This is a genomic window from Paenibacillus whitsoniae, from assembly GCF_003955665.1.
Classification (GTDB): Bacteria; Bacillota; Bacilli; order Paenibacillales; family NBRC-103111; genus Paenibacillus_E; species Paenibacillus_E whitsoniae.
Genome location: NZ_RXHU01000017.1, coordinates 29,719 through 45,877, shown reverse-complemented (window position 1 = coordinate 45,877; position 16,159 = coordinate 29,719). Strand labels below are relative to the sequence as shown.

At 53.9% G+C, this 16,159-nt stretch carries 12 protein-coding genes; all 12 read left to right on the top strand.

Translation table 11 applies throughout. The annotated features are described in order from the left end of the window. Positions 1-66: 66 nt before the first annotated feature. The 12 genes from EJQ19_RS06710 (at position 67) to EJQ19_RS06655 (ending at position 16,151) form a co-directional block, all read left to right on the top strand. Positions 67-1,395 carry an ABC transporter substrate-binding protein gene (locus EJQ19_RS06710; protein WP_126140432.1) on the top strand — a complete coding sequence of 443 codons (1,329 nt, stop codon included), beginning with the start codon at positions 67-69 and terminating at the stop codon, positions 1,393-1,395. Positions 1,396-1,434: 39 nt separating this feature from the next. Beyond that, complete coding sequence (locus EJQ19_RS06705; RefSeq protein WP_126140431.1) at positions 1,435-2,322, top strand: carbohydrate ABC transporter permease; 888 nt, start codon at positions 1,435-1,437, stop codon at positions 2,320-2,322. Then, positions 2,315-3,145 carry a carbohydrate ABC transporter permease gene (locus tag EJQ19_RS06700; protein ID WP_126140430.1) on the top strand — a complete coding sequence of 277 codons (831 nt, stop codon included), beginning with the start codon at positions 2,315-2,317 and terminating at the stop codon, positions 3,143-3,145. The genes EJQ19_RS06705 and EJQ19_RS06700 overlap by 8 nt, the downstream gene beginning before the upstream one ends. A gap of 18 nt (positions 3,146-3,163) precedes the next feature. Next, a complete protein-coding gene (locus tag EJQ19_RS06695; RefSeq protein ID WP_126140429.1) occupies positions 3,164-4,963 on the top strand; it encodes an amylo-alpha-1,6-glucosidase in 1,800 nt (599 codons plus the stop codon). An 11-nt stretch (positions 4,964-4,974) separates the two neighbouring features. Continuing rightward, positions 4,975-6,807 carry a right-handed parallel beta-helix repeat-containing protein gene (locus EJQ19_RS06690; protein ID WP_164716359.1) on the top strand — a complete coding sequence of 611 codons (1,833 nt, stop codon included), beginning with the start codon at positions 4,975-4,977 and terminating at the stop codon, positions 6,805-6,807. 43 nt (positions 6,808-6,850) lie between these two features. Continuing rightward, complete coding sequence (locus EJQ19_RS06685) at positions 6,851-8,806, top strand: right-handed parallel beta-helix repeat-containing protein (RefSeq protein WP_126140427.1); 1,956 nt, start codon at positions 6,851-6,853, stop codon at positions 8,804-8,806. 68 nt (positions 8,807-8,874) lie between these two features. Then, positions 8,875-10,422: an FAD-dependent oxidoreductase gene (locus EJQ19_RS06680; protein WP_126140426.1), complete on the top strand. Its 1,548-nt coding sequence runs from the start codon at positions 8,875-8,877 to the stop codon at positions 10,420-10,422. Positions 10,423-10,497: 75 nt separating this feature from the next. Continuing rightward, positions 10,498-11,604 carry an alanine racemase gene (locus EJQ19_RS06675; RefSeq protein ID WP_126140425.1) on the top strand — a complete coding sequence of 369 codons (1,107 nt, stop codon included), beginning with the start codon at positions 10,498-10,500 and terminating at the stop codon, positions 11,602-11,604. Between the two features lie 25 nt (positions 11,605-11,629). Beyond that, positions 11,630-12,022: a RidA family protein gene (locus tag EJQ19_RS06670; RefSeq protein ID WP_126140424.1), complete on the top strand. Its 393-nt coding sequence runs from the start codon at positions 11,630-11,632 to the stop codon at positions 12,020-12,022. Positions 12,023-12,047: 25 nt separating this feature from the next. Further along, positions 12,048-13,370, top strand: coding sequence for a M20/M25/M40 family metallo-hydrolase (locus EJQ19_RS06665; protein WP_126140423.1), 1,323 nt, complete (start codon positions 12,048-12,050; stop codon positions 13,368-13,370). Beyond that, on the top strand, positions 13,367-14,854 hold the full coding sequence (locus EJQ19_RS06660) for a M81 family metallopeptidase (RefSeq protein ID WP_126140422.1): 1,488 nt from the start codon (positions 13,367-13,369) through the stop codon (positions 14,852-14,854). Before EJQ19_RS06665 ends, EJQ19_RS06660 begins: the two co-directional genes overlap by 4 nt. Continuing rightward, positions 14,841-16,151 carry an aspartate aminotransferase family protein gene (locus EJQ19_RS06655; protein ID WP_126140421.1) on the top strand — a complete coding sequence of 437 codons (1,311 nt, stop codon included), beginning with the start codon at positions 14,841-14,843 and terminating at the stop codon, positions 16,149-16,151. The genes EJQ19_RS06660 and EJQ19_RS06655 overlap by 14 nt, the downstream gene beginning before the upstream one ends. Positions 16,152-16,159 lie beyond the last annotated feature (8 nt).

Below are 16,159 nucleotides of genomic sequence, written 5' to 3'. Positions count from 1 at the left end.
TACGAACACGTGTAACAAACGCAAGATTGCCTTATTTCATTCGAACATTCTAAGGGAGGTTTTTGTATGAAAAGGTTCAAACTTGTTTCCGCTATCGTTTTGATCGCTTTTTCCGCTGCCGCATGCTCCTCGAAAACAGCAACGGATGCGCCTTCGTCCAACCCATCTAACCCTTCCAGTCCAGCTGCTGCAACAGCAGCTCCCGCGAAAGAAGTCACGCTCAAGATCGGCTTGCCTGGCAGCTATGACATCACAAGCAAAAAAATCATCGACGGCTTCCAGGCGAAATATCCCAATATCAAGCTGCAGATTGAAGAAGCGCCTTGGGCGGATTTTACAACGAAAATCGTAACGAATATCGCCGGCAATAACGCGCCGGACATCTGGCTCCAAGAGAATGCCGTGATTATCGGTTACGGGATGCGGGGCGTTGCCGAAAATCTCGAGCCCTACATCAAACGGGATTTGAAGACGGACGATTATATCGAATCCTTGCTGTCCGCCAAAACGCCGGACGGCAAAATTTACGGCATTCCGCACGGCGTCAATCCGAATGCGCTTGTCTATAACAAGAAAATTTTTCAACAGAACAATGTTCCTTTCCCCACAGACAACTGGACCTATCAAGATATGCTCGATGCCGCGAAAAAGTTGACGAAGGACACGGACGGCGACGGAAAGACGGACATCTACGGTTTCCAAACGGCGAGTTCGATTGCCCAAGGCTGGATTCCTTGGATCAAATCGACCGGAGGCTCGGCGCTTGATGCAGGGCTGACGAAGGCCACCTTTACCGACCCCAAAACCATCGAAGGCTTAACGCGCTGGGCCGACACGATCCTGAAGGATAAGATCAGCCCGACACGTGAGATGCAGACGAACCAGAACTATTTTCAAAATGAAAAAACGGCGATGACGTTCCTTCAGTATTCCGGTCAGGTCAACTTAAACAAAAACAAGCCTGATCTCGATTGGGACGTTGTGAAGGTTCCCATTGGCTTTGACGGCAAGCGATTCGTGCCAACGGTCGTCAATCAATGGCTGATCTACTCCAAAGCGAAGCCGGAAGCCAAGGAAGCAGCGTGGACATTTCTCAAATATTATTTGAGCGACGAAGCCCAAACGTTCTTATCCGAAAGCGGGGCCAGCCTGCCGGTGAAGAAAACGGTGCTGGCAGCGCTCGAGAAGTCGACCAGCAAACCGGCGAACAAACAAGCATTTACCAAAGGCGTTGAAGAGGCTGGAGGCACGCTGGATGAGAATCCGTCCTGGAATCAATGGCGCGCAGCGGCAACCCCGATCCTGAACGATATCCTTGACGGTAAGAAATCACCGGCGGATGGCGCGAAGGAAATTCAGCAAAAAGTGCAGTCTGTTTTGGACGAGAATAAATAAGCACGGACCATCGGTGGTCCGATCGAATGAGGTGTTTCGATGCGCAAACAAGGCTGGTGGGGCTTCGGCTTCACTCTTCCCTTTCTCCTGCAGTTGGCCGTCTTCTTCCTGTTTCCGTTCCTCTTCTCGTTTTATTTGACGTTCACGAAATGGGACCTGTTCAACGCGCCGCATTGGATCGGACTGAAGAATTGGTCGTCAATGGTGCAGAACGACGTATTCTGGTTATCCCTGCGTAACGTGTTCTACTTCGCTCTGCTATTCGTGCCGGGGCAGACCTTGGTCGCCTTAGTACTGGCGTATATGCTCAATCTGCAGATTCGAGGAAAGACTATTTTTCGCATGATCTACTTCTTACCGGTCATTACGCCGTGGGTTGCCGGGGGCTTGGTATGGCTCTGGATTTACAATAACGAATTCGGGATTCTGAATTGGATGCTGGAAACGCTGGGACTGGACAGCGTAAATTGGATTCGCAGCGAAAAATGGTGGCTCGTGATCGGTTCGATTGCGATCGTGAATGTTTGGAAGGGAGCCGGCTCTTCCATGGTCCTGCTGCTTGCGGGGATGCAAAACATTTCCAAAGATATTATGGAAGCCGCCCGAATCGACGGCGCCAACGGCTGGAAATATTTCACGAAAATTACGATACCCATCGTATCTCCCATGGTGTATATGGTCATGATTCTGTCGACGATTACGGCGTTTCACGCATTCGATGTATTTCTGGTCATGTTAGGCGAGAAGGGCGACATTAACTCGATTCACGACAGGAATATGGTGCCGAATATTCTTATCTACCGGGATGCATTCCTGAACGCAAAAATGGGCGCAGCTTCCGCATGGGCCTGGGGATTATTCGCAATCATTCTAGCCGTCACACTGTTCCAGAAAAAAATGGAGAAAAGGTGGGTCCACTATGAATAAACCGTCCGTTGGTCTACAGTGGACCGCTTATGTAGTCTTGATCGGCGGCACGCTGTTCATGTTAGTGCCGTTTCTACAGATGATCTCTACCTCTCTCATGAAGCCGGGCGATGAACTGACGCTGCCGCCGAAATTATGGCCAAATCCGTTCGAGTGGAACAATTATTATAAGGTTTGGGTTGAGGTGAATTTCGTCCGGTATACGATGAATAGTGTTTTAGTTACTGTGCTGGATATGATTGGGATGGTCGCCTCCTGTGCTTTGGTCGCATATGGCCTTGCTTTCTTTGAATTTAAAGGACGCAGCTTGATTATTGTGGCGATGCTGGGGACGATGATGCTGCCATCTCAGGTCACGATGATTCCGACCTATTTTATCTGGAAAGAGCTTGGCATGCTGAATACCTTATATCCGCTTTATTTGCGCAGCTTTCTGGGAGGCGCGTTCGGCATCTTTCTGATGCACCAGTTTTTCAAAACGCTGCCAAGAGAGCTGTACGATGCGGCATGGGTGGACGGTGCGAATCCCTGGACCATCTTTTACAAAATCTATATGCCGCTGACCAAACCTGCCTTATCGGCCCTGGCCGTGTTTACCTTTATCAGTTCGTGGAACAGTACCTTGGATCCGCTTATTTATTTACAAGACAAGAAGCTGTACACGCTGCCGCTCGGGCTTCTGTTTCTCCGCAACGAAGTGGAGAACAAAACACCAATGATTATGGCCGGTTCTGTGATTACACTGCTTCCGGTGCTGATTGTGTTTCTCTTCGCTCAGAAGCAGTTCGTGCAAGGTGTTGCATCTGCGGGACTAAAAGGATGAGTGGGAGGGGATAAGATAATGAAAGCTGACACGCGGACATCCAGTAGGAAGACGATGCCGAATATTTGGGGAGAGGGCGTGCTGTTTGCCTTTTCAGGGCTTGACGGAGAAACCGATACACAGTCGCAATTTGTTGCTACAGCAGGCACGGACGGCTATGATTTGCTCATTCATACGCCGACACGCCGGCTGCTGAAGCTTCGGCCAGCTGAGATCGGCCAAGTGCTGATCGCTACAGGGGATGTACTCCTTGCCGATACGGCAGGGGGCGAGATCATGATGACATATGCAGACTGGCATACGCTGATCGGTCGTCTGCCTGAGGACAGACCAGCGTCCTTGGAATTTGTCGACGACGGCGATGCTCACAAGGCTGAGTTGATTGTGCGAATGGAGCCTTGCTCCGACGGAAGCACGCTAACGATCACGGAGGATTGCACGAATGGGGATGTCATCGTATTGCTGCTCGCAGCGGATGAACGAACCTGGTCTCTTGCTTTCGGGAAGCATGCAGCAGAAGCGACGAATCGCGCGATCAGCGCCATCCGGCTCGACTGGCAGCAGGTGATGGAGGACCGCCTTTCCATCTACAACAAGCTGCCTGAGCTAAGCGATCCTGCCAGAGCCAGGTTATTAAAAAAATGCCTGAGTGTCATGAAAGTGAATACGTTGTCTGCCGAGGGTTCTATCGACCACCTATGGTCGACACCGGACCGGGTACCGCACAGAGCGATGTGGTTATGGGATTCCGTCTTTCATTCCTTCGCCATGAACCGGATAGATCCCGACAGCGCTTGGCTGTTCCTGCGGAGCGTGCTGGAAACCCAACGCAGCGACGGCATGATTCCGCACATGAGCAAAGTCGACGGTACGGCTTCTCCGATTACCCAACCGCCGATTCTCGCTTGGGGCGTTTGGGAAAATTACCGGTATACGCAGCATCGGGCCGATTTGGCGTATGCGCTGCCCCGTCTGGAGCGGTATATGACGTGGATCCTGGCGAACCGGGACAGCAATCGGAATGGGCTTCTGGAGTGGATGATCGAGGGCAACCCGCTGTGCCGGTCCGGCGAATCCGGCATGGACAATTCTCCGCGATTCGATGAGGCGATGCTGCTGGATGCTGTAGATTTCTCCTCCTACGCAGCCGCCGATATGACGTATATGTCCTTGATTGCGGAAGAGCTGGGAGACAAAGAGCGTTCGTTGCGGTGGTCTCGTCAATCGGCTGCGATGTCGGTAACGATTCAGCGTCAACTTTGGGATGAGGAAGACGGGTTTTACTATGATCTTGCCATGGATGGAAGCCGATCGAAGGTGATGGCGGTAAGCGGTTTCATGCCCATGCTGCTGGAAAATATGCCTGCAGCGAGGACGGGACGGCTGCTCGCGCTGCTGCACGACCCGCAGTATTTTGGCACACCGCTGCCTGTCCCTAGCACCGCCGTCTCCGAGTCTGCCTTTTGCACGGATATGTGGCGCGGACCGGTATGGATGAGCACGAATTACCTGGTGATAACAGGTCTGCGCAAGCAAGGAAAGGAGGAAGAAGCCAATAAGCTGGCGGAGAGAACCATTACTGCTGTGCAGGGCTGGTATGAGCGGTATGGCGTGATTTTTGAATATTTCGATGCCGAAGACAAAATGCCGCCGCCTGCTTGCAGTCGGAAAGGGCCGCCTTTGAAACGTTATGATCTTCGTAAGAAGATCGCCACGATTCGCGATTTTCACTGGTCGGCCGCATTGATCGCCTGTCTGCTCCTGGATGTTCAAACACCCATGAAACGAACCGCGTATATCCGCAATTCTACCTTGTAGGAGGGATGATGATGAGGGATTCTGAGCTCCACGATGACAAGCTTCAAGAGACGCAAAAGAAGCAGCAGCCCGAAATAATCGCGCAGGAAGAAGAGAGCGGCCAATCCCGTACGATGACTCGAAGAAACTTGCTCGCTGTGTTGGGCGCAGCAGGACTCACGGCAGCAGCCGGCGGGACGCTCATGAGTTTCGTGGGATTGCCTGCAGCAGCGGCAGGAAACTCGGTGAACGCCAATGTTTACGGGCAGCAAGGGCTTAATCTGTTAACCGCAAGCGACCCGGGCTGGGTCAATGTGCTAGACTACGGAGCCGCCGGTGATGGGACGACGGATGATACCGCAGCTTTTCAGTCGGCTGCCGCTGCCGGTAAGCCGATGATCGTGCCTAGAACAGCATCCTACTATAAGCTGAGTGGTCCTGTGTCACTGTTGGACTCGATCATCGGAATTGGTATGCCCGAGCTTCGGATGGACGGCCCCGATGGTACCGATCTTAAACGCATGCTGCTCATCCAGAACTACCAAGGCGGCGGATTGCATGTAACAGGGCTGAACCTGAACGGCGGTTATACGGCCGGCACGGCGAATGAGCAGTCTCATCTGGTTAGAATTGCGAACTCCGTCAATGTCTTCATTCATCATAATGTTTTGCAGGCTCCTTATGGCGACTGCGTTTACGTTGGTTCTGACTATCTTGCACCCAGTGAGAATGTGCATATTCTCGACAACGTGCTTAGCAATCCCAGGCGATGCGCGGTTGCAGTCGTTTCCGGGCGAAAAGTCTGGATTGATGGCAATGTCATCAAGGATCCGTTTCCTTATGTGGCCACGATCGATCTGGAGCCGAACAGCGCTTCTTCAGGTTCGGATATCGTGGAAGATATATGGATTACGAACAATGAGTTCTACAGTGAAATTTATTTTATAAATTCTTACAATCCCAATACTGCCTATTCGAATAAACGCATCACGATCGCCGGTAACAAGGGGAGAGCGAGATATTTCTTCCGTTGCAATAGCGCCCCGTCCATCACTGAGCAGGTGACCATAAAGGGGAACGAATTTTACGGCTCTGTCTCCGATGCCCGCATGATCCAATGCACCAATGTGACGAAGGGACTCGAAATCAGCGGAAATCGCGATTATGCGACAGGCGCCGCAGGCTGGAATATTGGGAACACGGAAGCCCCGGTCGTCTCCAGCAACCGGATTGAGTCGCAGCGTGCCATTGCCGTATCGTTTACCAACTGTTCTTCCGTGCAATTCACTGATAATCTCATCAAGGATATCAACTCCTCCAACGGGGCGGTTCGGTTTGCAGGTCCGCAGGCAACCGGCCGCCATCTCATCGCCGGCAATCAGCTGGTCAATATCGGCAGCGTAGGCTATTGGTTCGGCGGTGTGGTTACGGAGACGTTATTTGACGGCAATGTGACGGAATGTGCTGGAAAATGCGTGCAAATCGATACGGCAGCTGCAGGCTCTGACATTCGAATCACACCTTCCAACCTATTCGCAGGCGCAGGAACTCCTGTGTACGGAGGGTCAAACCTCAAGGCATGGATGACACCAGAAATCCAGACGAAGGACACTGTCATTGGATGGGGGGCAGCCTCGCCTGTCGCGGGTACATGGAAACGCGGCACCATCCTGTGGAACGTTCAGCCTTCTGCGCTGTCCCCGGTCGGCTGGGTATGTGTTGCTGACGGCACCCCAGGTTCATGGGAGCCGATCGGATCGGCGGGAGCGCTCAATGGATCGTCATTGAAACTAAAATCCCCAAATGGCAGCTTATTTATCGTCGCTGTGACCGACGCAGGTCAACTAACTGTCACTCCGGCTTAAGAAATAGGGGCAAGATCAACATATTTCTGGGAGGGTTTAGGGTATGCGAAACCAACAGACGAATCCAAAGGATGAAGTTGCAGAAGTATCCGATAAAGACCTAGCAGGATCAGGAGTGAAGATTAACCGGAGAAAACTGCTTGCTTCCCTTGGAGCGGCGGGGGTCACCTTTGTCGCAGGGGGGCTGCTGAGCAGCCGATTCCAAGGCGTAGCGGAAGCGAATTCGGTTACGGAGAACGTGTACGGTTCACTAGGCGATAAATTAAAGCTGCCCGATTTGCGCAATCTCGATTTTTGTCTAACTGTGTCGATGAACGAGCTTCGAACCACCGCAGATTTGCTCCCTGATGCTGCCTATCTCGTCACGGATGCGGGGAAAGAAGGCTGGTTTCTGCTCGATACGACAGACACGACATCAGCGGATAATTCGGGGACCGTTGTCGTGACTGCGAAAGGGCGAAGATTTAAGCGGATATATGGTGAAACTGTTGTGCTCACATGGTTCGGTGCTGTTGGTGACGGCGTGACGGCAGAAACACAGGCGCTGCAGAATGCGCTGAACGCCGCTGCCGGCAAGCGGCTGTATATTCCGAAACAGCGAGGCCGTTATTATTTGTCCGGTCAACTGTCCGTGCCGAGCAACATCGTCATCGAATTCGAACCCGGCACGGTCATTCAAGCCATCGACACCTTGAATAAAAAGTCGCCTTACGAGCGGCTAATTCGCATTAAGAATGTGAAACAGGTCCGCATCATCGGCAACGGAGCTACGCTCCAGATGAACAAAGCCGCCTATAGTTCGGGAGAACAAGCGCATATTTTTGATATTAGCGGGTCGGAAAACGTCGTCATCGAAGGCATTCATGCGAACGACAGCGGCGGAGACGGATTTTATATCGGCAATTATGAATCGACGCAACCGTTCTGCAAGGATATCGTCCTTCGGCAATGCACAGCAAACAACAACCGCAGGCAGGGACTTTCTGTTATTAGCGTAGACGGTTTGCTGGTCGAGGGCTGCAGATTCACAAATACGACGGGTACCGCTCCGAAAAGCGGCGTCGATCTTGAGCCTAACAACAATTCAGGCCAAGACGTTCTGAAAAAAATCCGGTTCGTCGATTGCACAGCCGAGGGCAACGTCGGGAGAGGCTTTCTCGTGACGCTTCACCGGATGACGGCTGCGAATGAGCGGGTCGACATTACCTTCGAGCGCTGCCGCACGAAAGGCAATTCATTCGGCAGCTCGGTCAATTACGGCGGGGAAGGCACGCAAGCAGTCAAGGGGGAGGTCACTTTTCTAGATTGCATGGCTGAAAATGAACAGTACGCCGGGTTTTCGGTCTTATCCAGCTCCCCGGAAAGTGTGAAAGTGTCCTTCGTACGCTGCAGGGCGGTCAATTGCAATACGGTGAATGCGCCGGAAGACCCGTACGGTTTCGGTTCGTCATTTATAGTAACGACGGTGCCACAATTCCCTAGAACAGCGATCGGCAATGTTGAGTTTGTGGAGTGCGCTTCGATCGATGAGCGGTCGGCTCCCTTAATTGTACGCGGATATTCGGTGAAAAAAAATAGCGCGGAAGCGATTCGAAACATCCGATTTGTCAACTGTACGGCAAAAGGAGGGATGCAGCGTCTGCTGTATGTAGATCCGGCCGCAGACCAGGTGTTCGCAAATCTGTCCCCGCAGCCCGAGCTGGCCTTGGCGTCCGCTGCAGCGATTGATCCGGGTGCAAATGGACATCTGATCACAAATACAGGCGCCTCCGGTGCTTCCGTCTACGCGCTGCCGACGTCCAGAAAGGGACAGCAATTCACGGTTACGGTGGAAACGCCGTATTCGGTTAAGCTGACGCCGCAGCCCGGCTCGTCGATCAGGACGCCGGCCGGTCTCAAGGCCGAACTCGTATCCGCGAATCCCGGCGATTTGGTTACCTTAAAGGGGCGGTCGGACGGCAACTGGGATATCGTCGGGGTTGTCGGCGAATGGTTTTGATGCCGCTAGGCATCGCGGAGCAAGGCATCATACAGCAGGAGATAATGCGAGAAGGAGATAGATAGAAGATGGCTGATTTTAGTAAATTAACGTACTACGCACCGCAATCACCGACAGAGGCACCCAAGCAAATCGAAACGGACCTGTGCATCTACGGCGCCACACCGGCGGGAATCGCCGCCGCCGTTCAAGCCAGCCGGATGGGCCTCCGCTCCCTTATCGCGGAATTTGGCACGCATCTTGGCGGGATGACCGCAAGCGGGCTGGGCCGTACGGATGCCGGAAGCAAGGAGGCGATCGGCGGCATTTCCCGTGAATTTTACCGGACACTTGGCAAGCATTATGGCAGTGAAGAGCCGGACGGAGCCGCCTGGGCCTTTGAGCCGCATATCGCAGAGGCGATTTTTCACGAATGGTTGGAACGTGCGCAAACGCCTGTTTATTACAATCAACATCTGGATTCGGTCGACATGAAGAACGGCAAAATCATCCGTATGCGGATGGAAAACGGCAATACCTTTGCAGCCTCTATCTTTATTGACGCTACGTACGAAGGAGATCTGTTGGCACGGGCGGGCGTGTCCTACCATGTCGGCCGTGAAGCCAACGTGGTTTACAAGGAAACACTAAACGGGATTCATTTCGGGCATCCGAAACATAATTTTTATGCCTGGATCGATCCATACCGCATCGAAGGGAAGCCGGACAGCGGATTGCTTAAGGGCATCAGCGATGAAGCACCGGGTTTTCAGGGGCAAGGCGACCGCAGTGTGCAGGCCTACAATTTCCGTATTTGCCTGACGAATGTTCCGGACAATCGAATCGCTTTCCCGGAACCGCCGAATTACAATCCCGACCGGTTTAAACTGCTGTCCCGATACATCCGTGCCGGCGTGTGGGATGCGATGCAGTTAAACAAAATCATGCCCAGAGGCAAGTCGGACCTTAACAACCGAGGCGCCATCTCCACCGATCATATCGGCGCCAACTACAACTGGCCGGAGGGGAGCTATGCCGCACGCGAGGCGATCTTTCAGGACCATGTCAACTACAATCTGGGCATGCTCTATTTTCTCGCCAATGATGAATCGCTTCCGGCCAAAGTTCGTGCAGACGCACGGCAATGGGGACTGCCTGCCGACGAGTTCGTCGAGACCGGCGGTTGGCCGCACCAGCTCTATATCCGAGAAGGGCGTCGCATGATCTCGGATGTCGTGATGACCGAGCATCACTGCCGGAAGTATGCCGTGACGCAGGATTCCGTCGGTCTGGCCACGTACACGATGGATTCCCATAACTGTCGAAGGATTGTGCTCGACGGTCGATGCATCAATGAAGGCAATGTGGAAATCAGCCCGACGGGTCCTTATCCGATTTCCTATCGCGCGATCGTCCCCAAGGGGGAGGAATGCACGAATCTGATCGTGCCGGTTTGTTTGTCCTCCTCGCATATTGCGTATGGGTCGATTCGGATGGAGCCCGTCTTCATGATTCTGGGGCAATCTGCGGCGACAGCAGCAGCGCTTGCTATGGAAGCCGGCTGCGCCGTACAGGAAATCGACTACTTCAAACTCCGCGAACGACTTGAGCTGGACGGACAAGTGCTGCATGCCTAGCTCAACGTTGCGAGCAAGCTGCCTGACGCTTGTACATCGTCAGGCTTGCCATGCTGAAAGGAGGAGGCTGCTTTCATGACCAAATCACTCAATATTGCGGAGCTCGAGACGCCGGCAGTGCTGATCGATCTGGATGTGCTTGAACGAAATATACAGGAGACGGCGGAACTGGCCAGGCGTGCCGGTGTGAAGCTGCGGCCGCACTTCAAAACGCACAAAAGCGTATGGATTGCGCGCAAACAGATCGAATACGGCGCATGCGGTTTGACGGTCGCCAAGCTTGGGGAGGCGGAAGTGCTTGCCGATGCCGGATTCGATGATCTATTGATTGCCTTTCCGCTTGTCGGCAAAGCCAAGCTCGGCAGGCTGCGCGCGTTGATCCAGCGCGGAATTAAGGTGACCGTCTCCACGGATCATGCGGCCGTCGCTGCCGGCATCTCCCAAATCGGGGAATCCTTGAATTGCCGAATTCCGCTGTATGTCGATGTGAATACCGGCTTGAACCGCTGCGGGAAAGAGCCAGGTGAAGAAACGGCGGATTTGGTCCGACATATTGCGGCCATGCGTGGTGTCGAGGTGCGCGGCCTGATGACCCATGGTGGTCATGCCTACGGTGCCAAACAACTGAGCGAGCTTAAGCAAGTGGCCGACGACGAGGTCAAAGGCCTTGTTCAAACGAAACAGCTTCTTGAGAAGTCGGGCATTCCCATCCCCGAAATCAGTGTTGGATCGACGCCGACCTCCAAGTTTATCGCGGACCAAACGGGTGCGACAGAGACAAGGCCGGGTGCTTACGTTTTTGGCGACATCTCGCAACTGGAAATTGGTTCCATTTCGAAGAATGAGCTTGCAATGAGCATCCTAGCCACCGTTGTAAGTATGCCTCGGCCGGGTACCGTCATCATTGACGCCGGCTCCAAAACGTTCAGCGCCGACGTCAATCCACACCGTCCAGGATACGGCTTTTTGAAAAACAATCCGTCCGTCTACATCGAACGCCTTAGCGAAGAGCACGGGATCGTCAAAGTTCCCGAAGATGTACGTTATGCGATTGGTGACCTTGTGGAATTCATACCTAACCATTGCTGCACCGTAACGAATTTGCATGATCGCTTACACGGGGTACGTAAAGGGAAGGTTGAGCGGCTGATTACCGTCGATGCCCGCGGGCGTATTCAATAATTATATTGCAGAGAGGCTGATTTCTATGTCGAAAGCGATTTACGTTTCTCAAGCACCGCAATTTCCGCTGCCTTTCTCTCATGCCGTTCAAGCGGGGGATTTCGTCTATATATCCGGTCAAGTTGGTGTAGATCCCGTTACGCGGGAGGTGGCCGGGCCGACGATTGAAGCACAAACCCGTCAGTGTCTGAACAATATCGAAATCATCTTGAAGCAGGTAGGCCTCACGTTGGACCATGTTGTAAAAGCGAATGCTTATGTCAGCAAAACGGAGGATTTTCCCGCGTATAACCGCACCTATGCCGAAGTGTTCCGACAGCCTTATCCGGCAAGAACGACCGCGCCGGTCGATCTAGGCGCCTATCTGGTTGAAATCGACGTTGTCGCGTACGCTCCGCGTAAAAGAACACAAGATTAAGTAGACGCCTGGGAGGGGGAGCGGTATGGAACGCGATCAATGGTCGGAAGCCATCCGCGAATGGGTGGAATCACATCGAGAGGAGGCTGTCGCGCTAGCAGCTGCACTCGTACAAATACCGAGTGTCAATCACCCGCCGCATGGGGATGAAGCTGAAATGCAGCGCTTTGTCGCCCGCTGGCTGCAAGAGGCAGGGGCTTCGGTCGATATGTACCTGCTTGACGATGTCCCCGGCTTGAAGGAGCATCCTGCCTATATGGCTGGCAGAGTGTATAGGAATCGCTCCAATGTATCGGGGAGCTTTTGGGGTGGATCTGGCCGGTCACTGCTCTTTTCCGGACATGCGGATACGGTGTATGAGGGCCATGAAGTGTGGAAGTACCCGCCTTTTGGCGGTGAGGTGCATGACGGCTATCTGTACGGTCGCGGCGCTTACGATATGAAAGGCGGCATGGCGGCCGCGATGATGGCGGTGAAATGTCTGCTCTCGCTGAACGCTCCGATTGCAGGGAAGGTGCATATCGAAAGCGTCGTCGATGAAGAGCACGGTGGCGCGAACGGTTCGCTGGCCGGAAGACTGCGAGGACTGCAGGCCGATATGGCGATCATTCCCGAGCCGTCCAATATGCGGCTGTACACGGCCCATCTAGGCGGTGGTATTTGGAAGGCGACGTTCGTAGGAAAAAGCGGGATCGGTTTCTCGGGGGAGGAGCTCGTGAGCGCGCTGGACGCAGCGGTCGAGTTCGCCGCCTTGCTGAAAGCATTTCGTGAATATCGCTGGGGCACGATGATCGCCCATCCCTTATGGGAAGGCAAGCGAAAGCCCGAGGTGACGCTGCTCAGCCTTCACTCCGGCGATGGGAGTCGAGAGCTGCAAGAGAAACTGCCTGCAATGGGCGAGCTGAATTTTTGGATTGAAAGCTATCCGGGCGTGTCCGGAGATGAAGTTTTGGATGAATTATGGGCATATTTCGAGGCGCACTTGCTTCATTATCCCACGCTCGCCCAATGCCGCCCGCAGATCAAGCCGTTGATTCGTTATTTAAGCGGCAGTGAAATGCACAGGGATAGCGGCACGGACAACTTTCTGCGGATCGTCGCCAGTACCGGTGAGAGGGTACTTGAAGCCCCGATCGCCCCACCGGAGGGCGCACCGTTCGCTTGCGACGGCTTTATGTTTAATTTATACAGCAGTACGCCGGCTCTCATCTTGGGTCCGGGCGGAGCGAATGCCCACGCAGCGGACGAACGCCTCGATCTCGAATCCTACCATCGGTTAATTCGCTGGTATGCGGAAATCATTATGGATTGGTGCGGGATGACTCTCGTGAAAGGAGGAGTGGGATGAAAATTGCGGTAATCGGACTCTTCCATGAAACAAATACCTTTGCACCCGGCCTAACAGAATTAGAGGCGTTTCGCGCTGAATGGGTGACCGGCAACGAAGATTTTCTTAGACGATACTGCGGCACGCGCACTTCGATGGGTGGCGCGATCGATTCGATTGACGGCGAGAATTTGGAACTCGCCTGCGGCTTATACACCGGAGCAACGCCAAGCGGGATGGTTGCGGCGGAGGCTGCCGAGCGTTTGATCGCTTCAGTCGTCGGTTCGGTGGACACGACAGCGGACGGAGTTTTTGTCATTTTGCATGGCGCGATGGCCGCTGTGGGTTTTCCGGATGTGGAAGGTGAATTATTGCGGCGGGTGAGAGAACGAATCGGTGCGGAGAAGCCAATTGCCGCTACGCTCGATCTGCATGCGAACATAAGCCCGGATATGGTACGCTTCGCGAATATTCTCGTGGGCTTCGATACGTATCCCCACATCGATGCATACGAGCGAGCGGTTGAAGCCGTCCGCTTGCTGGGCCAGACAATGGAAGGCCATATCACGCCTACACTTGCGCTCGCTAAGCCTGGCATGCTGATTGTTCCTCAAAAGATGCTCACGCAGGAGGAAGGGCCGATGAAAGCGTTGATGGACCGCGCGTTTGCCATGGAGCTTGAGCCGAAAGTGCTGAATGTCACGGTGTCAGGCGGATTCCCCTACAGCGATGTGCCGGAGGCAGGGGTAGCCTTCGTGGTGACGACCGATCACGATCTTGCCTTAGCGAAGAGCTATGCCGAAGAGCTGAAACAGTTGGCCTGGGCATACAGGGAACGGTTCGCCCATGCGGATTTGCCTGTGGAGGCAGCGATAGCCCAAGCGATGGAGATCGCAGAAGGTCCGGTCATCCTGGTGGAGGGCTCGGATAATGTCGGAGGCGGGGCACCGGCAGATGCCACGCATACCCTGGTTCATTTGATCCATCCTCCTAAAAAGACCCTTGTCGTCATACGCGACGAAGAAGCCGCAGCAGCAGCGCACAATCTTGGGGTTGACGCTGTTTTCGACGGCAATATCGGAGGCAAAAGCGATCGCCTGCACGGCGAACCCGTACGGATTCAAGGTATCGTTCGAACGCTGTTCGATGGCAAATATTCGCATACCGGTCCTTATATGACCGGACAGCGGGCGGATATGGGGAAAACGGCGGTCATCGAGGCAGGTTTGTTAACAATCGTGGTCACGGAGAAGCGAACGCCCCCATGGGATCCGGGCCATATCCTTTCGGTAGGGCTGCGAGCCGACGATTACCATGTGATTGTCGTCAAATCGGCCGTTGCTTGGAAGACGGCCTTCGGCTCCATCGCCAAAGCTGTCGTCTCTGTCGACACGCCGGGCTGCTGCAGCGCCAATCTATCCCATTTTCGATATCAACATCTTCATCGTCCTATCTTTCCATTGGATTCATCCACCCAGGGAGGTACATCGTATGTTCACCTATGAACGTTCCAAGATCAGCTATGAGCGAGCAAAGCAGCATCTTGCCGGTGGCGTCGCCAGCTCGCTTCGCGCTTCGATGAAGCCGTTTCCGTTATATGCCGATTCAGCCAAAGGCGCCCGCCTGCAGGATATAGACAATCACACCTACATCGACTACTTACTGGCTTACGGACCGCTTATTCTCGGTCATGCGCACGACGGACTAACGGAGTCCATTTTATCTTCGATGCGCAAAGGGTACACGTATGGCCTGCAGCACGAGGGTGAAATTGAGCTAGCGGACCTGCTGGTAGAAGTGCTCCCTTGCGCGGATAAGGTCGCCTTCAGCGGCTCCGGCACCGAAGCCGTCATGCTGGCGCTGCGGCTCGCCCGTGCCCATACGGGGAAAAGCAAGATCGTCCGCTTCCATGGACATTATCATGGCTGGTCCGACGCGATCTTTACCTCCTTTCCGGGAGCAGGATTAGGCGCTTCGGTCGGCGATGGGGAAGGCGCAACCGTTTCTCCGGGGACGAGTGGACAAAGTGCCAACAGTCTGGACGATGTCATCCTGCTTCCATGGAACGATCCGGAAGTGTTGGCATCGACGCTTCGAAGCCGGTCCGGCGAAATTGCCGCCGTGATTTCAGAACCGGTGATGTGCAATTCGGGCTGCCTTCAACCCAAACCCGGTTATCTGGAATTGATCCGACAGTTAACAAACGAACTGGGGATCGTCTTTATTTTGGATGAAGTCATTACAGGGTTCAGGTTAGGGCTCGGTGGTGCGCATGGCCGGTTCGGCATTAAGCCGGATCTGGTTACCATCGGCAAAGCGATGGGCGGCGGCATTGCGATCAGCGCGGTTGCCGGCTCCAATGCGTTGATGAAGCTGATCGATACTTCGGCCGTCAATCATTTGGGCACATTGAACGGGAACGGGGTAGCTACTGCCGCTGCGCTGACGACTATCCGTGAGCTGGCTCAACAGAATGGGGCGGCTTTCAAACGGATGGAGGAGCTGTTTGTCACCTTATCCGCCGGTATTCGCGGTTTGCTGAGCAAGCACGGGATTCCAGGCGTGGTCAACCAATGCGGCCCCGTCTTACATATGATGTTTATCGATGAGCCGGAGGTCGCGGACTTTGACACATTCAATAAGCGAGATGCGGGCAAGTATGCCCGTTTTGCCGAACTCATGCTTAGCGAAGGCGTACTGCTTCGTCCGAACGGCCTGTGGTACATTTCGACGGCTCACAGCCTAACAGATATAGATGAAACACTGCTTGCTGTTGATCGGGCTTTAAGTCAACTGGAGTAAGGGAGGAG